The following is an 18,110-nucleotide window of genomic DNA, read 5'->3' on the forward strand; positions in this document are numbered from 1 at the left end:
TTTCTCAAACGGCATCCGGAAATTCGCGATTCTCAAGATTGGGGTGGACATTTATGGTCACCCAGCTACTACATGAGTACACTTGGCAACATGAGCAAGGACGTCGTTGAAAATTACATCAACAACCAAAAATACAACGAACTGAAAAAGCGCCCTAAAGGGCGTTGAGAGAGGGCCTATCCATCCCATGACTAAAGTCACGGGATTTCCGGCCAGTCATAATTAAAAAGTGATTGAACTTTAAAAGCAGTCGTTCCAAAAGCTATTGCAAGCTTCGGAACGGCTGCTTTTCGTTTGGTTATTACGAATGAAACTGCTATGATCTAGTTAATAATTGAGCATAGATGTGATTCTTATTACGAGGAGGGTAGCTCGATGCAGTTTTTTCAAGCATTCATTCATGACGGCCAAAAAGCGACCCTACAAACGATCACCACAGATGATCTATCCGCTGGGGAACTTTTAATCCGCGTTGCTTATTCGGATATTAACTATAAAGATGCTTTGGCGTACCAGCCGCACAACCAAATTATTCGCCAATACCCGCAAATTCTTGGTATCGATCTCAGCGGTACGGTTGTGGCCAGCCAGGATCCGAAGTTTAAAAAAGGCGATCAGATACTGGCAACCGGTCATGGCCTGGGCGTCAGTCAAGGCGGCGGGTACGCCCAATATGCCCGCATCCCGGCAAAATGGGCCATGCCGCTACCGCCCGACATGACACTTGAAACAGCCATGGCATTCGGCACAGCAGGGTTAACGGCAGCCTTATGTGTCAACGCACTGATGCAGGCGGGCATGACGACAGAACAAAATCCCAAGATACTAGTCGGCGGTGCAACCGGTGGCGTCGGCAGCATTGCCTTACAATTGTTAGAAAATGCCGGCTTTTCAAATCGAATTGCCGTTGTGCGCACACCCGATCAGCAGTCGCAAGTTCGTGATCTGGGTGCCACCGCAACCTTAGCGCTAGACGAACTACCACAAGGCAAAGCGCTGAGCCGTCAACAATTTGATTACGCCGTTGATCCACTTGGCGGCAGCTTCACGTCCAACCTACTGCCAAGCATGCGATACAACGGCGCGGTCGCGTTATGCGGCAATGCGGCCGGTACTTCCTTACCATTAACAGTCTTTCCGTTTATCTTGCGGAATATCAGCCTGCTGGGTGTTGATTCTGTGAACGCGCCCACTGTGTTACGGCAAAAAGCATGGATGGCACTCGCAAAATTGAAACCTGTTCCTTTCCAAAAAATCAACCTAGCCGACCTGCCGCAAGCGTTAAACGACCACTTTACGCACCACCCAGTTAGAACGGTTGTTAGTATGGCTTGATAACATCTGGAAGAACGAAGTCAGCTATCTGTCAAAATCAAAAGGCACCTGGATTCCCAACTATAGCCGTGTTGAGAATTCAAGTACCTTTTCTATTAAGCCGCTTTTTAGCCTTCACTCGCTAGCCGGGTTGTTCACATTCAAACCGTTAACTTAATAAAACAGCATCATCAGCAAATTCCTGCCCGCTGCGTTCTTTGAACAGCGTCAACAAGTCTTCAACCGTCAGATTTTGCTTTGCCTCGCCGCGAACATCCACAGCAATTTCGCCGTGATCCAGCATGATAAGACGGTCACCGTATTTCAAGGCACTCGCCATGTTGTGGGTGATCATTAACGTGGTGATCTTTTGTGCTCTCACCATCTGATCCGTCAACGCCATGACGGTTGCGCTGGTTTGCGGATCAAGCGCCGCCGTGTGTTCATCTAGCAGCAACAGCGCCGGCTTTTTCAACGTCGCCATCAACAACGTGACCGCCTGACGTTGGCCGCCAGAAAGCAGACCCATCTCCGCTCCTAATCGCTTCTCCAAGCCTAACCCCAGTGTTGCGAGCTTCTCCTGAAAATGCTGGCGATCGCGTCGCTTTACACCACTGGCCCAAAAGTTGCGCCATTCACCGCGTTTTTCCGCCAAAGCCAGATTTTGTTCAATCGTCAATAACGAAGCCGTGCCTGATCTGGGATCCTGGAAAACGCGCGCAATTAATTTAGCGCGTTTGGCAACGTTTTGGTACGTCACATCTTTCCCATCAATGAGAATCTGTCCCTGATTAACTGGCAGTGTACCGGCAATACTATTAAGCAACGTGGATTTGCCTGCGCCGTTACCACCGATGATCGCCACAAACTCACCGCGTTCCAGGCTCAAGTCAATACCCTTCAATGCGTGGTTTTCATTAACGGTTCCTTGTTCAAAATATTGATGTAACCCGTGTACTTCGAGAACTGCCATCTCAACGAACCTCCTTTTGCTGCTCCATCGGCGAAACAGGCATGGTATCTGCTGCCTTGGATATCGTTGTCTGCCGTTGCTTAACCGGCCGCCGATTGCCATGCCGCACTTTTAGCTGGAAAAGTTTCTTCTTCAGCAATGGTAAAGATAGGAAAACTGTCAACATGAGTGCATAGAAGAAGCGCAAGTAGTTCGGATCAACGCCCATGTCCAGCACCACCGCAATAATCAGGCGATAAATCACAGCGCCAACAATGATCATCAACAACCGCGCCCACAACGGTACGCCGCGAACCAGAATCTCCGAAATGATAATGGCAGCCAAGGCAATAACGATCGTGCCAATCCCCATCGATAAGTCGGCATAGCCATTGGTTTGCGCCATGAGACTGCCCGACAAGGCAATGAGCCCGTTACTTAGCATATAAATGATGATTTTCATGGCATCATTATTAATCCCGTTGGCCGCAGCCATATCCTGATTGTTACCAACCGCGGCTGCCGCCAAGCCCATTTCAGTATGGAAAAAGAACACCAAGATACCGATGACCAGTGCCACCACAATCGCACCAACCATGATGCTGATCGTCGTCGCATCACCGCTATCAGATAAATTGAAAACTGTTTTGACCGTGCCGATTAAGCTGATATTGGCTTTGCCCATAATGAACAGGTTCACCGAATATAAGCCCGTCATCGTCAAAATACCGGTCAGCAAATCCGGAATGTGCAGCTTGGTGGTCAAAAATCCGGAAACTGCCCCAGCAGCAGCACCACCAACAAATCCCATCAGTGTTGCCACAATCGGCCCCGTCCCCGATACAATGGCATGGGCGGTAATCGCCGCTCCTAAAGGAAAACTCCCTTCTGCCGTCATATCGGCAATGTCCAAAATCCGAAAAGTCAGATACACGCCGATTGCCATAACCGACCACAATAACCCTTGGGCGATACTCGATGTCACAATGTCCATAACGAAACCCCTCGTTTTTTAAATCGTTTTTTATTCTGCTTCTTCCAACATGGCCTTGGTCAGACCGAATTGCCGCATCCGTTCCGGATTGATCACCAATCGCGTCTTGGATGGTTCTTCGACGGGCAAATCTTTAACCTTCTTGCCCTTCAGTAACTGCACGGCCAGCTTGCCGGTTTGCTTACCGAGATCTTCGTAATTGATGCCCACAGTGGCAACCCCAGCAAGCTTGACCATAGTCGCGTCCGCCGGCACCACCGGAATCTTCTCTTTGGAGCTGACTTTACCGATCGTCGCCATAGAAGCAGCCATCGTGTTGTCGGTTGGAATGTAAATGACATCACTTTGCTTCATCAATGCTGACGCGCTTTGCTCAACATCATTAGTTGTAGCCGCCGTTTTTTCGACGGCTGTCAGCCCGAGCTTCTTAATCGCAGCTTTGGCTAACTTAACTTGAACCTGGGAATTTTGCTCCGCAGCGTTGAAAAGCAAACCGATCTTTTTAGCTTTCGGAAAGACTTTATGAATAAACTTGATCTGGCCAGCCACATCGACTTTATCGGTGACACCGGTGGCATTTTTGTTCGGTTTATCCGGATTGCTGACTAATCCAGCTGACTTAGGATCAGTGATCGCCGTAAACAACATTGGCGTTTTGGTATCCGCCTTCTGCAAAGCTTGCGCAGCCGGGGTCGCAATCGCCAGGTTGAGATCGTTCTTATCGCGTTTCAGACGCTGGCTCATCGTTTGCAGATTGGATTGGTCGCCTTGGGCATTGACATAATCCAGCTTGATCTTATTGCCTTTGTAACCGGCTTTGGCAAGTTCTTCCGTGAAGCCTTTGCGCGCAGCCGTTAACGCCTGCTGGTCAATCAGTTGCAAAATGCCGACTTTTACTTGGCTTTTATCAGCAGCGGCTTTGGTTGACTTGCCACAGCCGACCAAAGCGATCATTGCCAATGATGCTGCGGCAATCACAGCGATTCGTTTGAATTTCATTTTTTTCTTCCTCCTGAGATGTTTGGTGAGTTGCCGTGCTGGTTTGGACGGGTAGTGTGGGAACCCGCGGCACGGCTGTGAGCAGAGTATCTTATGCTCTAAAAGTAAAGGACCCACCACTGGATTTCCTCATCCGTGTGGTGGGCCCTTTTACTTTTTCCCGGGAAAGAAAAAGCCACATGGATGAATTCGTCCATGTGGCGGTTGATTGCAAGTGAAATACTCACGGCCATCATGGATACAAACCTGATTGGCTTGTATCCATGAGATACAAACCATTATCCGAAATAGCCGTAATAGTACGCGTGATTAAGTTGTGTTGTTTTGCTTTGTCTCATGATCAACACTCCTTGTATCCAGAAATTCTTTCCTTCTGGCTTGTTTCTAAGAGTATCCTCATAATTCCATCTTGTCAACACATATTTTCACGATTATTTTGGCCATCTCAGGTTTTGCTCGAATTAAAATGTCAAAGAAAGTTGTTATACCGGCTACTTTGGTAAGTTAACTTTTTGTTTCACCGCTTTTAACATAGCCTCATTTTTAACGGTTTTGACATTGGCCGGTTTTTCGACGGCAAGTTTTTTGACCGAAGTGCCCTTTAAAAGTTTGATTGCCATCTTAGCAGTTTGTTTGCCAAGATCGCGATAATCAATGCCTTTGGTAATCGTGCCGCCGTCTTTGACCATGGTGGATGCTGCCGGCACGACCGGGATTTGTTTTTCCTTGGCAACTTTACCAATAGTCGGCATGGCCGCGGCCATCACATTATCGGCCGGTAAATACAACGCATCGACATCCTTCGTCAGGCTCTCGGCCGCCTGCTGAACATCATTAGTTGTGGCAGCTGTCTTGATCTGGTAACGAAGACCCAGCTTCTTAAGATACGCTTTTGCTTGCTTGATCTGGTAGACCGAGTTAGGCTCGCCAGCGTTATACATCAGGCCAATCGTTTTCGCTTGGGGAAAGGTTTTGTGCAATAAATCAATCTGGTCCGCAACTGCAACCAAATCAGTGACGCCGGTAGCATTTTTGTCTGGTTTCGCCAAGTTTGTCACCAATCCAGCTGACTTTGGATCTGTGATAGCAGTGAAAAGCATTGGTGTTTTTTTGTCGGCTTTTTGCAGCGCTTGGGCGGCCGGCGTGGCAATGGCCAAATTAACGTCATTCTTTCCACGTGCCAGCCGATCGCTCATGGTTTTGAGATTCGCCTGATCGCCTTGGGCATTCACATAATCGATCTTGATGCGCTTGCCTTTATAACCTGCTTTAGCGAGTTCCGTCTCGAATCCTTTACGCGCTTCGGTCAACGCGGTCTGATCCATTAACTGCAAAATACCGACTTTAACGGTTTCTTTGTTGGCGGCTTTCGATTGCTTGCCACAACCCGTTAAAGTCAGGCCGATTAGTGCCATGCCGGCTAATGCGAGTAAAAGATGTTTTTTCATGATAGTCCTCCTTGAAGTAACGTTGCGTGCTTACCCTGTAACAAAACCGTGAAGACCTTTTTTAGCAGATGATTGGGTACCAGCGGAAATCAGAACTTGATTTACCATCCCCGTCACACATTCACCAAAATAAAAAGCGGACCAGTCACATTTTTCCATTGCGACTGATCCGTGTTTTCGGTATAGAAAAGCCGCATGGATTATTGTTCATCCATGCGGCGTTGTTGACACATTTAATGTGACAGCCTTATGGATGCAAACCGTTGCTTGCGCGGTTTGCATCTGACTGCAAACCGCTATCCAAAAAAGCTGCCAAAAAAGATATTCAGTTGTGTTCGCCGATAATTCATCACGGTCAACACTTCCTTCGGGTTTGTATGGGATTAAGAATACCGAATAGAGGACACCTTCGTCAAGAAAAAATTTTAATCTTTTTACAATACGCTTGTTATCTAAAAATCATTTTCAGATACTGGTGATTGGCAGCCGCCACCAATCGATCGACCATACTTAATCTGAGTGTGCCACTTGCCTGTTGGGCTAACCGAATGAGGGGCGTGTCTAATACGATCGCCTGCTGAAACTTGGCCTCGGGACCGTCCTTGTCAATGTAATCCTTTGTACGCATTTTAATGACCGTCCGCGCGATTATTCGTAGCAACCACGAATATTTCTGCATTTCGCGTGGCGTGTTCAGGCGCGTGAATTCACCAGGAACAAACTCATGATGTGGCGGTACCTTTTGGCCGGTAAGCTGTTCGAAATCATGCACGGTTGGTTTGCCAGATGGCGTTGTATACCAACCGGGAACGTTTTCGAAATTTGTGAAGGCCTGTCCTTGAATTTGAACCGGTAAGACACTGACAATATCAACAGAACTTGTCCCGATTGCCACGGCTTTGGCGGCATCAGGCAGTTCCCATGTCTGGGTTTGTTCATGCCATTCTTTAAACGCCTGTGCCGGCAGTGCTAACGTAACCGTCACTGTTTCGCCAGCTTTGACGAACACTTTTTTGAAGGCTTTCAGTTCTCTGACTGGTCGCAAGGGACGCGTGGTCTGCTCCTGAACGTATGCCTGAACCACTTCTGCGCCATCGCGACTGCCAGTATTAGTCAGCGCCACCTGCACCGTAACTGGCCGGTCATTGGTGACGTGATCATCAGTAAGGCGTGCATTTTTTATCGCAAAAGAGGTGTAGCTGAGGCCAAAACCAAACGGAAATGCCACCGGTACCTGAGCTTTGTCGAAGTAACGGTAGCCGATATATGTGCTTTCGACATAGGGTACGGAACGCGTACGGTGATCGTAAAGCTCCGCAGATGGTACATCCGCATAACGAACTGGGTAAGTTTCAGCCAACTTACCGCTTGGGTTTACTTGTCCGGTCAATACCCGACCGGCGGCTGTTCCGATCTGTTCACCGCCTAAATACAAATTCAAAATCGCCTGTACCTGATCCAACCACGGTAGCTCAACCGGTGCTCCGGCGACCAACAAAACCACGACATGCGGATTGATCGCAGCAATCGCCTGCAGCAAATCATTTTGGACTTTCGGCAAGGCCATGTTTTGGCGATCAAAGCCTTCAGACTCATAGCTATCTGGCAATCCAGCGACAAAAATAACCTTGTCGTGTGTGCGGGCAAGTTCCAGTGCCTGAGCTATCGCTGCCTCATCAACTTGATCATCCAGTCGATACCCTGCCGCATAATCATAAGCGATGCCGGTTTGCTTGAACCCAGTCAAAATCGACACCTGTTCCGCCGCCTTAATATGCGATGAACCGGCACCTTGGAAACGGGTCTCTTTGGCTAATTCACCAACCACGGCTACTTGCTCATTGTCAGCTAAAGGCAAAATCCCATTGTCATTTTTCAACAGCACAATGGCACTTTCTGCAATTTTTTGCGCCAATTTAGCGTGCTGATGTAGCATTTCTTCGCGCGAGCCGGTGAACTTAGGCCGCTGTTTACGCGCCATCTTAGCAATATTGCTGGCAGCTCGGTCCAAACTCGCAGGCCGCAACTCACCAGTCTGAAAAGCTTTCAATGCTTCTTTATCAAACAGGTGCTGATCCCCAGGCATTTCCAAATCAGTGCCGGCATTCAGCGAAGCAACCTTATCGTTAAGCGCACCCCAATCGGTAATGACGGCACCGTCAAAACCGAACTCATGACGCAGAACCTGCGTCATCAAATAATGATTGTCACTGGCGTAGCGACCATTTACTTTATTGTAAGAACACATAACCGATTCCGGCCGTCCTTCAGTAACCGCAATGCGAAAGGCTTCCAGATAGATCTCATGCAGCGCAACCGGATCGATCATCGAATTAGACGACAACCGACCATTTTCTTGATTATTCGCCGCAAAGTGCTTCAGACAAGCCGCCACACCCTGTTTTTGAATGCCTTGAATCCATGCCGCGCCGAGTTTCCCCGCCAAGAACGGATCTTCACTAAAATATTCGAAATTTCTGCCACACAACGGATTACGCTTCATATTCACGCCAGGTCCCAACACAACATCAACGCCCAGGCTGCGGGCTTCAAGTCCGATCGCCTCACCCATTTCGGCAATGAGTTCTGGATCCCAAGACGATGCGCTGGCACTCGCCGTCGGAAAACTGGTACTCGGCACGCTGTCATTAATGCCCAAATGATCGGCCTCCGCAGCCTGATAACGCAAACCATGCGGGCCGTCACTCATCCGAATGCTAGGAATACCATGCTCAGGAAAAGATTCCGAAGACCAAAAATCCTTTCCTGAAGTCAACTTCACCTTTTCTTCAGTCGTCAGACTATTAAGATCAACTGGTGACTCTGAATTATCCATCAAATTACCCCATTTTTAATTTTCTGAGCGGCATCGTTCTCTTCACTAAATCTTAACGTTTTTTACCCGAGAATTCCCGTCAATCGGTTCATTTTCTTGGAAAAAAAACGGCTACATGTCGCGTTTAACAGGGGTTATCATATTATATGACTATTTTTGCTAGAAAGTGACATTTCTTTCCGTTCATTGCCTAGAAACCGGAGATGATTGCACAAAAAATCATCGAAAAAACACGCGTTCTAAAATTTTTGTCAGATCGTCATAAAAAGTTCACATTTACGGATTATTATTTTGAGTGTAGCAAGGAAGTTTACCCCCTTCTTACTACTACCCCAACCCAACTTTTTTCATTTTTACTCCTCCAAAGTAAAAATAAGTCAGTACCACCCCCAATGGCACTGACATGGGAACCCCGCGCACCCCCAATGCGTGGGGCTTTTTTTGTGAGCGCGAACCAGCCCGGTTAGAAACCGGAGCATAAGTGGCCTCGGGCGTGATGGCTGGGCTTTGGCCATTGCGCCCGAGGTCCTTATGTGTAGGTTTCTGGGCTGGTGAGCGCGTTATAGAACATCAAAGTCCCATACATAATTGCCCCTGATAGAACAAACCCTTTCATCGCGGCCACTTTCGACCATTCCTACCAAGGTCCTTACAAACATCACCTACGCCAGCAGCCGCCTTACAGAACACAACAGTCTACCTACGTACTTACAAATCAAAAAACACGACCCCCGCTTGATGACCAGCCACAACACATGGCCAACCATCGAACCAAGAATCGTGTTTACTCACCCAAACAACCAGCTGCACCATCACGCATCCGCATCACGCACCGTCATCCGGTCCTGCACCGAAGTTGGCCGCTCCAACTGATCCAAAATAGCCAGCGCCATATTCCCGGTAGTAATGTGACTCTGCCCATCTTCGCCAACCAACAAGGTATCTTTACCGGCAACATAACGCGTGGCCGGTCCAGTCGGAAACGCCTCGCTCGCTGAAATTCCGATCCAATTAACATTATCGGTCATCTGCAAGAAGCGATATTCATAATACTGATACTTAGCACCGTCATACCACGGCTGGCTTGCAACACTCTCAGGAAAATCAAGAATCATGGGATGATCCGCGCCCGGCATCGACAGGCTTGCGCTACCCAGAATGAAAACCGCTAAAGTATCCGTATTCCGTAACAAACTAATCAAGTGAGTCGCAAAATCCAAATGCAAATACCCACGGCCGGATCCCCACGGCACACTCAGCGCATCCACAACGGCATCAACGTCATCTAAATCGGCCTCCGTCAATTCCAGCGGCGCTTTCACCAGTGTCGACACATTTTGACCAAGTCGACTGGCAGCTTTTTGCGCATCCCGGACGACGGCCATCACCTCATGGCCACGCCGTTGAGCTTCGGCAACAATCGCGCTCCCAGCCCGGCCAGTTGCACCTAAAACAGCTATTTTCATTTTCCTACCTCATTTCGTTTACGCTTACCGACCAAATTTGATTTCATTCTAGCATGCATTTGATGAAAGCGGCTGATTCAACCTTCTCTGTGGCAAAAATGAGAATAAAACTTCCTTATATGCCTGTTTATGCGGTACACTTAAAATAACCGGATAGAATGTGAGAGGATATTAAATGTCAATCGAAACGAGTCTAACTTACCAAAAAAAATTCTTCAGTGATTTTACCGATGCCTGGCATAAAAAATCACGCTATCGCCTATATCAGGGAATCGATGCAACCGCCGAAAACTTGCGGCTCGATATCGAAGAAGCCCCGGGTTACATCTTAGCTTACGACAAAAGCGCCCAAGCCGAGTTGCACGACTTTTTGCAAATCGGGTTGATTGACTTTTTGCGTCAGCACATCCCTTTTTTTGAGGTCAACGACCAAGGAGTCGTCTATTTCGGTAATTGGTACCACCGCCGCGATTTTGGCCATATCAACGTTATTTTGCGTGCGATTACCCAATCAACCGATGAGCAACGCAAAATTCTGCCACAACTGGAAGCCTTTTCCGACGATCCTGACCATTATCTCGATCGCCAATTAGACGCCATGCGTAAGGAAGTATACCGCGACGTCGACTCGCTGCACACGCAAATCGATAACCTTGAGGCCGAAGCTGCTCCAGTGCGCGATCAACCTACGCAAGGCGGTAGCGGCTTCAGGGGACTGCTGAAAAACTTCATTGATCCAAGCGACGATGACGATGCAGCTCCGTCCTCCCGAACATCAAGTGCGGACGCCTCACAGCTTAAAGCTCGCTTTGATAAAGAAAAATTGGCAGCTGATGACACCTTCGACAAGCGCAAACGCGAACTGGAAGTTTCGGCCGCGATCACCCGGTACGAATATCAGGCCGTTATGAATACTTACAGTTCCGTTGCTGAATTTGAAAATGTTCTTGCCAATCTCAAGGACGATTTTATGCAGTCGTTAAAGGTTGAAGGAGGTCGCACGCATGCTTAATCTGAATGACACACATTTGGCTGGCTTAATTACAAAGCCGTTATCGGTTTCCGAATTACGGCAACAGATTAGTACAGCCTATCAAACCGAAACGGATCGCTTAGCTGACTCACCAATATGGGGTGCCAATGATGACGCTATGACCGCCTTACTGGGTAGCTACACAGCACTGATGCGTGACAAGTTGTACCAGACGCTGCAAAATATGGCTTCAATTCCGACTAAGTTCTTGCAAACGCTGTGGTTCAGAGACACGACAACTGATCCGCAACATAGTGAGATAACGCTGATTCAGGCAACCGACAATGACAACAATGACTTATTGACGATTGTGAATCCTTTAAGCGCCGATGCAACACTCAAGGCTGTTAACTTGCCGACCTTATTGCAAATCACTGCCAGCGATGATCATGCTCTGACTTATAATGACGATGAAATCAAAGCGCTCTCTGCTTTGACCAAAGCCCTTAATCAAGCCGGCTATCAGTTCACAACGATCGATGAAACGGTCTTGCAACCGGTTAACGGATTACATTTTAAGACCCGCTTCGACAATCTCAAACCATTAGTTGGCAAAAAGACCGTTGTCAAACCAGGTGACTTCAGCATTAATGTCACCTTGGATCCTGAAAGCAAAGTCCTGGATTATCAAATCCTCGATGAAGACGGCCATGACTGGAAAGACTTAGGTTCCGAAGAAGTTACAAGTAATCGCTTCGAATGGGCGTCCACCACAATTCCGGAAGAGCTAGTCAATCATCATCTCAAATTAGTCGTACGCGTGTCTGCCGGGACAAACTCCCCCGCACTTGATGAACTCTTCGTGATTGCATCCAACAACGCAATCCTAATGCGGCAAGGCAAACAAACCGGCGTATACGAATTGCCGTTGCCGAACCAAAAGCTCTTTACCGTTTTGATCAACGCAGATAATAATATGGTTTATCTGAAATATCCAGATCCGGAGACGCAGATTATTGAACTGAATCGACAGTACCCGTTTATTGGCGAATGGCTCAAAGCGATATTGCCGCAGAAACGCGCATTTAATTAAAAGGTTACTTAGCGTAGATCACAATAACGCATTCGCTAGGAGGGTTTTTCATGGCAAATGAATTTCCGCAAGTAATGACGATTGGCGGTACGGATAGCGACGGCAGTGCCGGTGTCCAGGCCGATTTGCATAGTTTCTTTATGCGTGGCGTGTATGGTGCCACCGTTTTGACGGCTGCTGTGGCCGGTAACTCTTATGGCATTCAGGATAGCATGGTGATGCCATTGCCATTCATTGATGCCCAATTTAAGTCGTTGGCAGCTGACTTGAAGATTCGTGCGGCCAAAACCGGGATGTTGGCAGACCGAGCTTTAGTGCAGGATATTATCAAGAATTGGCAGCAATACGATTTTGGTGCGTTGGTCGTTGATCCGGTGATTATCACCAAACACGGCGCCATGCTGCTGGAGCAAGATGCGTATGATGCTGTTAAGAATGATCTTATTCCACTGGCAACCGTCGTGACGCCGAATCACTACGAAGCCGAGCATCTTACCGGTATGAAACTTGATTCGGATGCCAACATCGAAGCAGCTGCGCATCAACTGCAAAATTCTGGCGCTAAGAATGTCGTTTTAAAAGGCGCTCACGATAATCCTGAGCAAAAAGAAGTCCGGGACTTTGTGTTGCTGGAAAGCGGCAAAACTTTCTGGCTGAGCGAACCTTACCACAATACGGATCGCGTCAACGGCACTGGCGATACGCTGTCTGCTGTGATCACTGCCGAAATCGGTAAAGGTAACACGATCGAAGATGCCATTCGCATTGCCAAACGCTTTACGAACCAGGCAATCGGTCATCCCATTGCGGTCGGCCATCAGTATGGACCGATCAATCATTGGGCTAACCAGATCGTTTATCCGTAAAGCCCTCCATAACTTGAAATTGACAAAACAAAATCGGTACCTGAAGCAAAGGCTGTTTCGGGTACCGATTTTTGTTTGTCCGCAACGAATAACCGCTGCTAAGCCTTACTGGACGACTAATTATAAACAACTTGCGCTTCGTCCACTTGCCCAAAATTCTCGTCCAAAGCAACTCGCAACAGTACCGGCGAATCCGGTGCATAGCCTGCCACATAAACCTCGCGATGTCGGTCATTAAATTTCGGCACCAGCTGATGATCCGCGATCGTTGTTTGAATCCGCGTCAACGCCGCTATGCTATCATCTAGTGGCGTGTCACTGAAACTTTGAATCTCAAAGCCCTCCGCCAGTTGCTCGAAATGCAGCTGTGTCGCAATCGCGGGATCAAAATCAAGCTGCGCGACCGCCTCGGTAAATTGTTCTTTTTGAATAAACAGAGGCTGCTTCAGCCATATTCTGAAAACACGTCGATTGCTGATCTTATCACCACCGGACCAAACCGCCTGCAACGGATAAGGCCGATATGCTTTAAAATTCGGGATCTTGATGCCAACATTCGGCCCTTCACTGATTTGCTTAGCCACTGCCGTCACAGCTGCGGCCAAGTCAATAAACGTTGCGTCCGCCAAGCGATCAGGTGCAACGCCCATCGCCGTGATATAACTTCGTGTCGTCAACTTAACGAAACTCGGTCTTGCCGAACGTGAATACTCGTCCTGTTCGACTTTCTCCCAATCAAATTCACTCATCTTGCTGCCCCTCTCTGTAAGCGCTTATCACATTTACTGCCACAGAGTTTAGCGATATTGGCGGAGAAAGACAATTATTTTGTTTGGGGAGTTTGATTCATCTTGTTTGAACCCATTAGCAAATCAAAAATAAACGAAGGCTACTGTCTTCAAGGGCTAATCACTGTTATCTAAAAGGTGACGGGAATGCACTTCCTGATGGCTGGCCACTTTCTTGAAACGTCGACCAAGTTCTGCTTGATTGGCCTCGCTATAAAACGGATCTTTCACTTCAAAGGGTAAGCCGCCCTCAGCAATGCTCTTCTTAATGAAAATGTTAATTCCGTCGACAAATTGAGCCCCAACGCATCAAATATCTCAGCAGCTCGTTGCTTGTCGGCGAGGCTAGTTTTAACAGAAATAGTCACTTTCCTATTTTCTGGATCTGACAACGCCCTCACTTCGTCACTATATTAATACGATACATAGAAATTATATGCAAAATAGACGTTCTTTGCCGTATTTTTGACTTTAATTAGCCATACCCGATCGCACCAAATCTCAGCCACTCATACAAATCACCAACTCAAGAAATTTAATCAAGCCAACGCAAAAAAGACCACGGACAAGTGAAATCCGTGGTCTTTACCTATATACCTTATTGCTGCCGACTGCCAAACAATTGCATAATCCCCATCACGACCAGCAAACCGCCGAATAACGAGAAGACGACCATAACTGTTTTGAATGGGTTAATGACCATGATTGCCCCGATGACGATCAAGGCAACGCCATAAATGATGGTTGGCAGTGGCGAGACGTTCACATATTGTTGTTGACGCCGCGCGCCCATGATTTTGTTAATGCCATAAATGATGAGCACAACGCCGATGAAAAATGGTCCCATACTCATGAGCGGCATCACAATGGCCGGTAGCAACAGTGCCACTATCAGATAGATGACGCCTGTGAAAAGTGATGTGCCATAAGTTCCGGAACGTTTTTTAGCCGAGAAGCCATCGACTAGTTTGGGGATGGCCGCAACAATCAAAACCGCGGCCACGATCCATAGAAAACTTCGATAGACTTGATGAGGTTCAATTAAAATCCAGGCTCCGATCAGAATCATAAGCAGGCCGCGTAACCACGACCACCGTTGAAGACGATCAAACATTGCTTGCATTTTGGATGCTCCCTTGTTTTGCTAGTTAAAGCATAGCATATTGCGCGGCAATGCCCCTCCGTCGTCAGACTGAACTTTACCACTGTTCATGATTCCAACTGCGGCCGTCGATTTCTGCCTCAAGTTGGTCGCGGCGTTCGGCTTGCTGTGCGACAAAAGTTTGCAAAGCCGCGAAGAATGCCGCCTTTTCATAAGATACTGCGTCTTTTTCATGCTGGGCAGCCGTGTTGATCAGCCACTGTTCGTCAGTCGTCACTCCGACTCACCTGCTTTCAACTCGTGCAACGTCAACCGTAAGCGGCCAATTTCATCGGTTTGTGCGGCCAACTCATCAGCCATTATCTTCGTGTCAGGGTCAGCCTGCAGCCGATCGATAAACCACTGTGCCTGTTCTTCAGCATTATCAGGGTGTGTGAGCGTCAAATATTGCTGGTAGCGAATGAGTAATTGCTGGTGTTCGGTATCATTTTGGTTGGCGAAGCGCGCAATAGTTAGAGGCGCAAGCAGTTCCAACCCCGTCTTTTCGGCCAGTGCGGCATAAGGTGCCAAAAACTGGCTCACACTAAACCCGACGCGACCGCCTAATTGATACGCCGATTCCGGTTGGCTAAAACTTACTACGATGCCCAACGACTTGCCTGTCAGCAATCCTCCATGCGCGTTATAAACAAATTGTTTAACCCACACTTCAGTCAGCCACTGATGCAAACTCGCCGGCGCCATGTACCAGTACAACGGAAATTGGAAAATAATCCGATCAGCCTTCTGAATCATCTGCTGCTCAGCGGCGACGTCAAACGGCAAGTTCGCGTCTAAATGGTGCCAGACAACTTGCGACAAAGAAGCGGCACTGGCTTTTAGAAACTGCTGGGTGTCGCTTTTTTCAATATTCGGATGACTAACTACCACTAATGTCTTCAATTTGATCCCTTCAATAAGTGCTGCGCCAAAAATGCGACCGTGCCCGGCCACGCTTCGGCAAGATAACCTTCTGCATGCTGGCCACCCGGAATCACCTGCAATGTCACTGGCAACCCCAACGCTGCCGCCGCTTGGGCAAGTTGATAAATCCCGCTTACCGGAATGATCTCTTCCTGCGAATTAGCCAGATACAATGGCCCTGCCTCTGCTGTCAGCCGATCAAACGGCTCGACTTGCGAAAACTTGGTCTCATCAGCATCTACATAATTCAAAATAAACCACTTGTAAAATGGATCGTTGCGGCCGCCTTGATCGATTTTAGCGCTCGCCGTATTCACAAAATCGGTTTTGGTATCAGGTTGCGCCACGACTTTTGGATGAGCCGCAAACCATTGTTGAATATCAAAAATACCAGACCACGACACTGCCGGCACGCCTTCAGCCAAGCCAACATCCACTGACAATGATCCGCCAGCGCTCGATCCAAACACACCGAGATTTTTCGTATCAACATGATCACGCAGCCACGAAAAAGCGGCTAAAACATCGTCGCGTGCTGCCGGGAAAAAGGCTTCCGGTGCTAACCGATAGTTGGGAACAGCAACGGTATAACCAAGCGCGGCTATGCGTTCAGCCATACTGCCTTCCTTATTCTTTTCACCGCGAAACCACCCGCCGCCGTGAATATCAAGGATCGCTCCGCCATTTGGTTTATCCGGTTCATAGAAATCGAGTTTCTGTAAAGGGGCATCGCCATAAGCAATATCTTTGGTTACCTTAACTGTCAAAATAATCGCCTCTCAATCCTCACGATGACCACAGTATAACGCGATTTTCCAAAAAACAGCTAACAATTAACCCGCTTCAACTGGCGCCACTCTCAACATTAACAGTCCGGAATCTAATCCAAAACATCCAGCCCTAACGCCTGATTCAACTTTTTCTGAACGGTTGGCAGTGCTATTTTGCCAAAATCTTTAGTCGCTACCCACCGTGCAGGCATAAACTTCAGTTCCTCGACTTTGGCATCGGCTCCGATTAATGTCATCTGCCAGCGTTGATGGGTAAAGGTATGCTGAACCTGCTTCACGCCAAGATCAGCAAACGTTAAGGCCAAGCCTGATGACGCAGTAAAGATTCGGCTGACTTCATCTAGTTGATCGCTCATCATGGTTGTCTCAAGATCAGCCATATCAATCAACGGAAACATCCATAGATCTGCCAACATCCCAGTGCTAGGGCGCTGCTCGAACAGATAACCGGCATCAGAGCGTACCACTAAAGCAAAATAGCGATGCACAACTGGACGCGGCTTTTTGGTTTTAACAGGATAATCCGCCACAACGCCATCGCGATAGCTGGCGTCAAAGTCACGCACAGGCGAGTGTTCAGGATCCGGATGGTTTGCCGACATGTAACTTGAACCGAGATCCATCACGGCTTGATTAAAATCACCAGGACGATCTTTTGGGATTAACGGGCGAATCAAATCATAGAATACTTGGCGTGTTTGCGGCTGTGCGATATCGGCGTCTACTTTGAATAAACGAGCGAACACCCGAAACGCATTTCCATCAATGGCCGGCACGACTTCACCGAAACTAATAGAAGCAATCGCGCCGGCTGTGTAAGGCCCGATACCGGCCAACGTCTGTAACTCAGCTGAAGTCCGTGGCCATTTTCCGTCATAATCGTTCACAATTTGTTGAGCAGCTTGTTGCAACCGTCGCGCCCGTGAATAGTAGCCTAAGCCTTCCCATGCCTTCAAAACCGCGGCTTCCGGTGCCGCAGCCAGTGCCTCGACAGTCGGAAACTGCGCCATAAAGCGTTCATAATACGGAATCACGGTTTGCACTTGGGTCTGCTGAAGCATTAATTCGCTCACCATCACATGGTAAGGGTCATGATCCTGCCGCCACGGCAACGTCCGCGCGTGTTGATCGTACCAATCTAACAGTGCCTGTTGAAATGCCGCTACTTTTTCTGGCGGCCAATCCATTAAGTTATTGTTTGTCATCATAGGGTTTAGCTTACCATGGAGTTAGGTGTTGGGAAACTGTTGCGGGGCTATTTTGATTGGGTTTGTTTTTGAAAATGGTGGTAGGATGTGTCGTGACGCTGGTTATGTGTGAAGAGTCGTGGTTCATTGGAGATTGTTCTATTAGGGGCAATTGAATGGTTGATCTTCATGTTCTATAACGCGCTTGCCAGCCCAGAAACCTACACATAAGGACCTCAGGCGCAATGGCCAAAGACCGGGCCATCACGCCCGAGGCCACTTACACTCCGGTTTCTAACAGGGCTGGCTCACGCTCAGCGTTCTATAACGCGCTCGCA

17 protein-coding genes are annotated in these 18,110 nt (G+C 48.1%); 5 read left to right on the forward strand and 12 right to left on the reverse strand.

The features are described 5' to 3' along the window. On the forward strand, positions 1 to 168 hold a 168-nt coding region (locus BVJ53_RS09120), incomplete at its 5' end, for a transposase (protein WP_191983443.1). A 207-nt stretch (positions 169 to 375) separates the two neighbouring features. Next, positions 376 to 1,335, forward strand: coding sequence for an acrylyl-CoA reductase family protein (locus BVJ53_RS09125; RefSeq protein WP_129302145.1), 960 nt, complete (start codon positions 376 to 378; stop codon positions 1,333 to 1,335). A 148-nt stretch (positions 1,336 to 1,483) separates the two neighbouring features. Here the strand turns inward: BVJ53_RS09125 and BVJ53_RS09130 are convergent, their stop codons facing one another. From BVJ53_RS09130 to BVJ53_RS09170, 6 genes are all read right to left on the reverse strand, one after another. Beyond that, positions 1,484 to 2,287, reverse strand: a complete 804-nt coding sequence (locus BVJ53_RS09130; RefSeq protein ID WP_129302146.1) for an ABC transporter ATP-binding protein — start codon at positions 2,285 to 2,287, stop codon at positions 1,484 to 1,486. A gap of 1 nt (position 2,288) precedes the next feature. Next, entirely contained in the window at positions 2,289 to 3,260 is a 972-nt protein-coding gene (locus BVJ53_RS09135) for an ABC transporter permease (RefSeq protein WP_129302147.1), read from the reverse strand. A gap of 30 nt (positions 3,261 to 3,290) precedes the next feature. Then, positions 3,291 to 4,259: an ABC transporter substrate-binding protein gene (locus BVJ53_RS09140; RefSeq protein WP_129302148.1), complete on the reverse strand. Its 969-nt coding sequence runs from the start codon at positions 4,257 to 4,259 to the stop codon at positions 3,291 to 3,293. A gap of 491 nt (positions 4,260 to 4,750) precedes the next feature. Then, complete coding sequence (locus tag BVJ53_RS09150; RefSeq protein ID WP_129302149.1) at positions 4,751 to 5,707, reverse strand: ABC transporter substrate-binding protein; 957 nt, start codon at positions 5,705 to 5,707, stop codon at positions 4,751 to 4,753. 448 nt (positions 5,708 to 6,155) lie between these two features. Then, complete coding sequence (locus BVJ53_RS09160) at positions 6,156 to 8,543, reverse strand: beta-glucosidase family protein (protein ID WP_129302150.1); 2,388 nt, start codon at positions 8,541 to 8,543, stop codon at positions 6,156 to 6,158. Between the two features lie 812 nt (positions 8,544 to 9,355). Continuing rightward, a complete protein-coding gene (locus BVJ53_RS09170) occupies positions 9,356 to 10,009 on the reverse strand; it encodes an NAD(P)H-binding protein (RefSeq protein WP_129302151.1) in 654 nt (217 codons plus the stop codon). 175 nt (positions 10,010 to 10,184) lie between these two features. Between BVJ53_RS09170 and BVJ53_RS09175 the strand changes: the two genes are divergently transcribed. From BVJ53_RS09175 to thiD, 3 genes are read left to right on the forward strand one after another with little or no spacing between them, the layout of a single operon-like run. Beyond that, on the forward strand, positions 10,185 to 11,021 hold the full coding sequence (locus tag BVJ53_RS09175) for an SbcC family exonuclease (RefSeq protein WP_129302152.1): 837 nt from the start codon (positions 10,185 to 10,187) through the stop codon (positions 11,019 to 11,021). Next, positions 11,014 to 12,075, forward strand: a complete 1,062-nt coding sequence (locus BVJ53_RS09180) for a hypothetical protein (RefSeq protein ID WP_129302153.1) — start codon at positions 11,014 to 11,016, stop codon at positions 12,073 to 12,075. Before BVJ53_RS09175 ends, BVJ53_RS09180 begins: the two co-directional genes overlap by 8 nt. 50 nt (positions 12,076 to 12,125) lie before the next feature. Then, on the forward strand, positions 12,126 to 12,941 hold the full coding sequence (gene thiD, locus BVJ53_RS09185) for a bifunctional hydroxymethylpyrimidine kinase/phosphomethylpyrimidine kinase (RefSeq protein WP_129302154.1): 816 nt from the start codon (positions 12,126 to 12,128) through the stop codon (positions 12,939 to 12,941). A gap of 116 nt (positions 12,942 to 13,057) precedes the next feature. Here the strand turns inward: thiD and BVJ53_RS09190 are convergent, their stop codons facing one another. The 6 genes from BVJ53_RS09190 to mutY all read right to left on the reverse strand — a co-directional run bounded on the left by BVJ53_RS09190 (position 13,058) and on the right by mutY (position 17,790). Next, positions 13,058 to 13,690: a hypothetical protein gene (locus tag BVJ53_RS09190; protein ID WP_129302155.1), complete on the reverse strand. Its 633-nt coding sequence runs from the start codon at positions 13,688 to 13,690 to the stop codon at positions 13,058 to 13,060. Positions 13,691 to 14,327: 637 nt separating this feature from the next. Beyond that, complete coding sequence (locus BVJ53_RS09200) at positions 14,328 to 14,852, reverse strand: HdeD family acid-resistance protein (RefSeq protein ID WP_129302156.1); 525 nt, start codon at positions 14,850 to 14,852, stop codon at positions 14,328 to 14,330. A 76-nt stretch (positions 14,853 to 14,928) separates the two neighbouring features. Further along, positions 14,929 to 15,108 carry a hypothetical protein gene (locus tag BVJ53_RS09205; protein WP_129302157.1) on the reverse strand — a complete coding sequence of 60 codons (180 nt, stop codon included), beginning with the start codon at positions 15,106 to 15,108 and terminating at the stop codon, positions 14,929 to 14,931. Next, positions 15,105 to 15,773, reverse strand: a complete 669-nt coding sequence (locus BVJ53_RS09210) for an NAD(P)H-dependent oxidoreductase (protein WP_129302158.1) — start codon at positions 15,771 to 15,773, stop codon at positions 15,105 to 15,107. Before BVJ53_RS09210 ends, BVJ53_RS09205 begins: the two co-directional genes overlap by 4 nt. Further along, positions 15,770 to 16,561 (reverse strand): alpha/beta hydrolase fold domain-containing protein, encoded by a 792-nt coding sequence (locus tag BVJ53_RS09215; RefSeq protein WP_129302159.1) that lies wholly within the window; start codon positions 16,559 to 16,561, stop codon positions 15,770 to 15,772. The genes BVJ53_RS09210 and BVJ53_RS09215 overlap by 4 nt, the downstream gene beginning before the upstream one ends. A gap of 113 nt (positions 16,562 to 16,674) precedes the next feature. Beyond that, complete coding sequence (gene mutY, locus BVJ53_RS09220) at positions 16,675 to 17,790, reverse strand: A/G-specific adenine glycosylase (RefSeq protein ID WP_191983444.1); 1,116 nt, start codon at positions 17,788 to 17,790, stop codon at positions 16,675 to 16,677. Positions 17,791 to 18,110: the final 320 nt, after the last annotated feature.

Origin of the sequence: Lacticaseibacillus chiayiensis (genome assembly GCF_004123795.1) — a bacterium.
Taxonomy (GTDB): Bacteria; Bacillota; Bacilli; order Lactobacillales; family Lactobacillaceae; genus Lacticaseibacillus; species Lacticaseibacillus chiayiensis.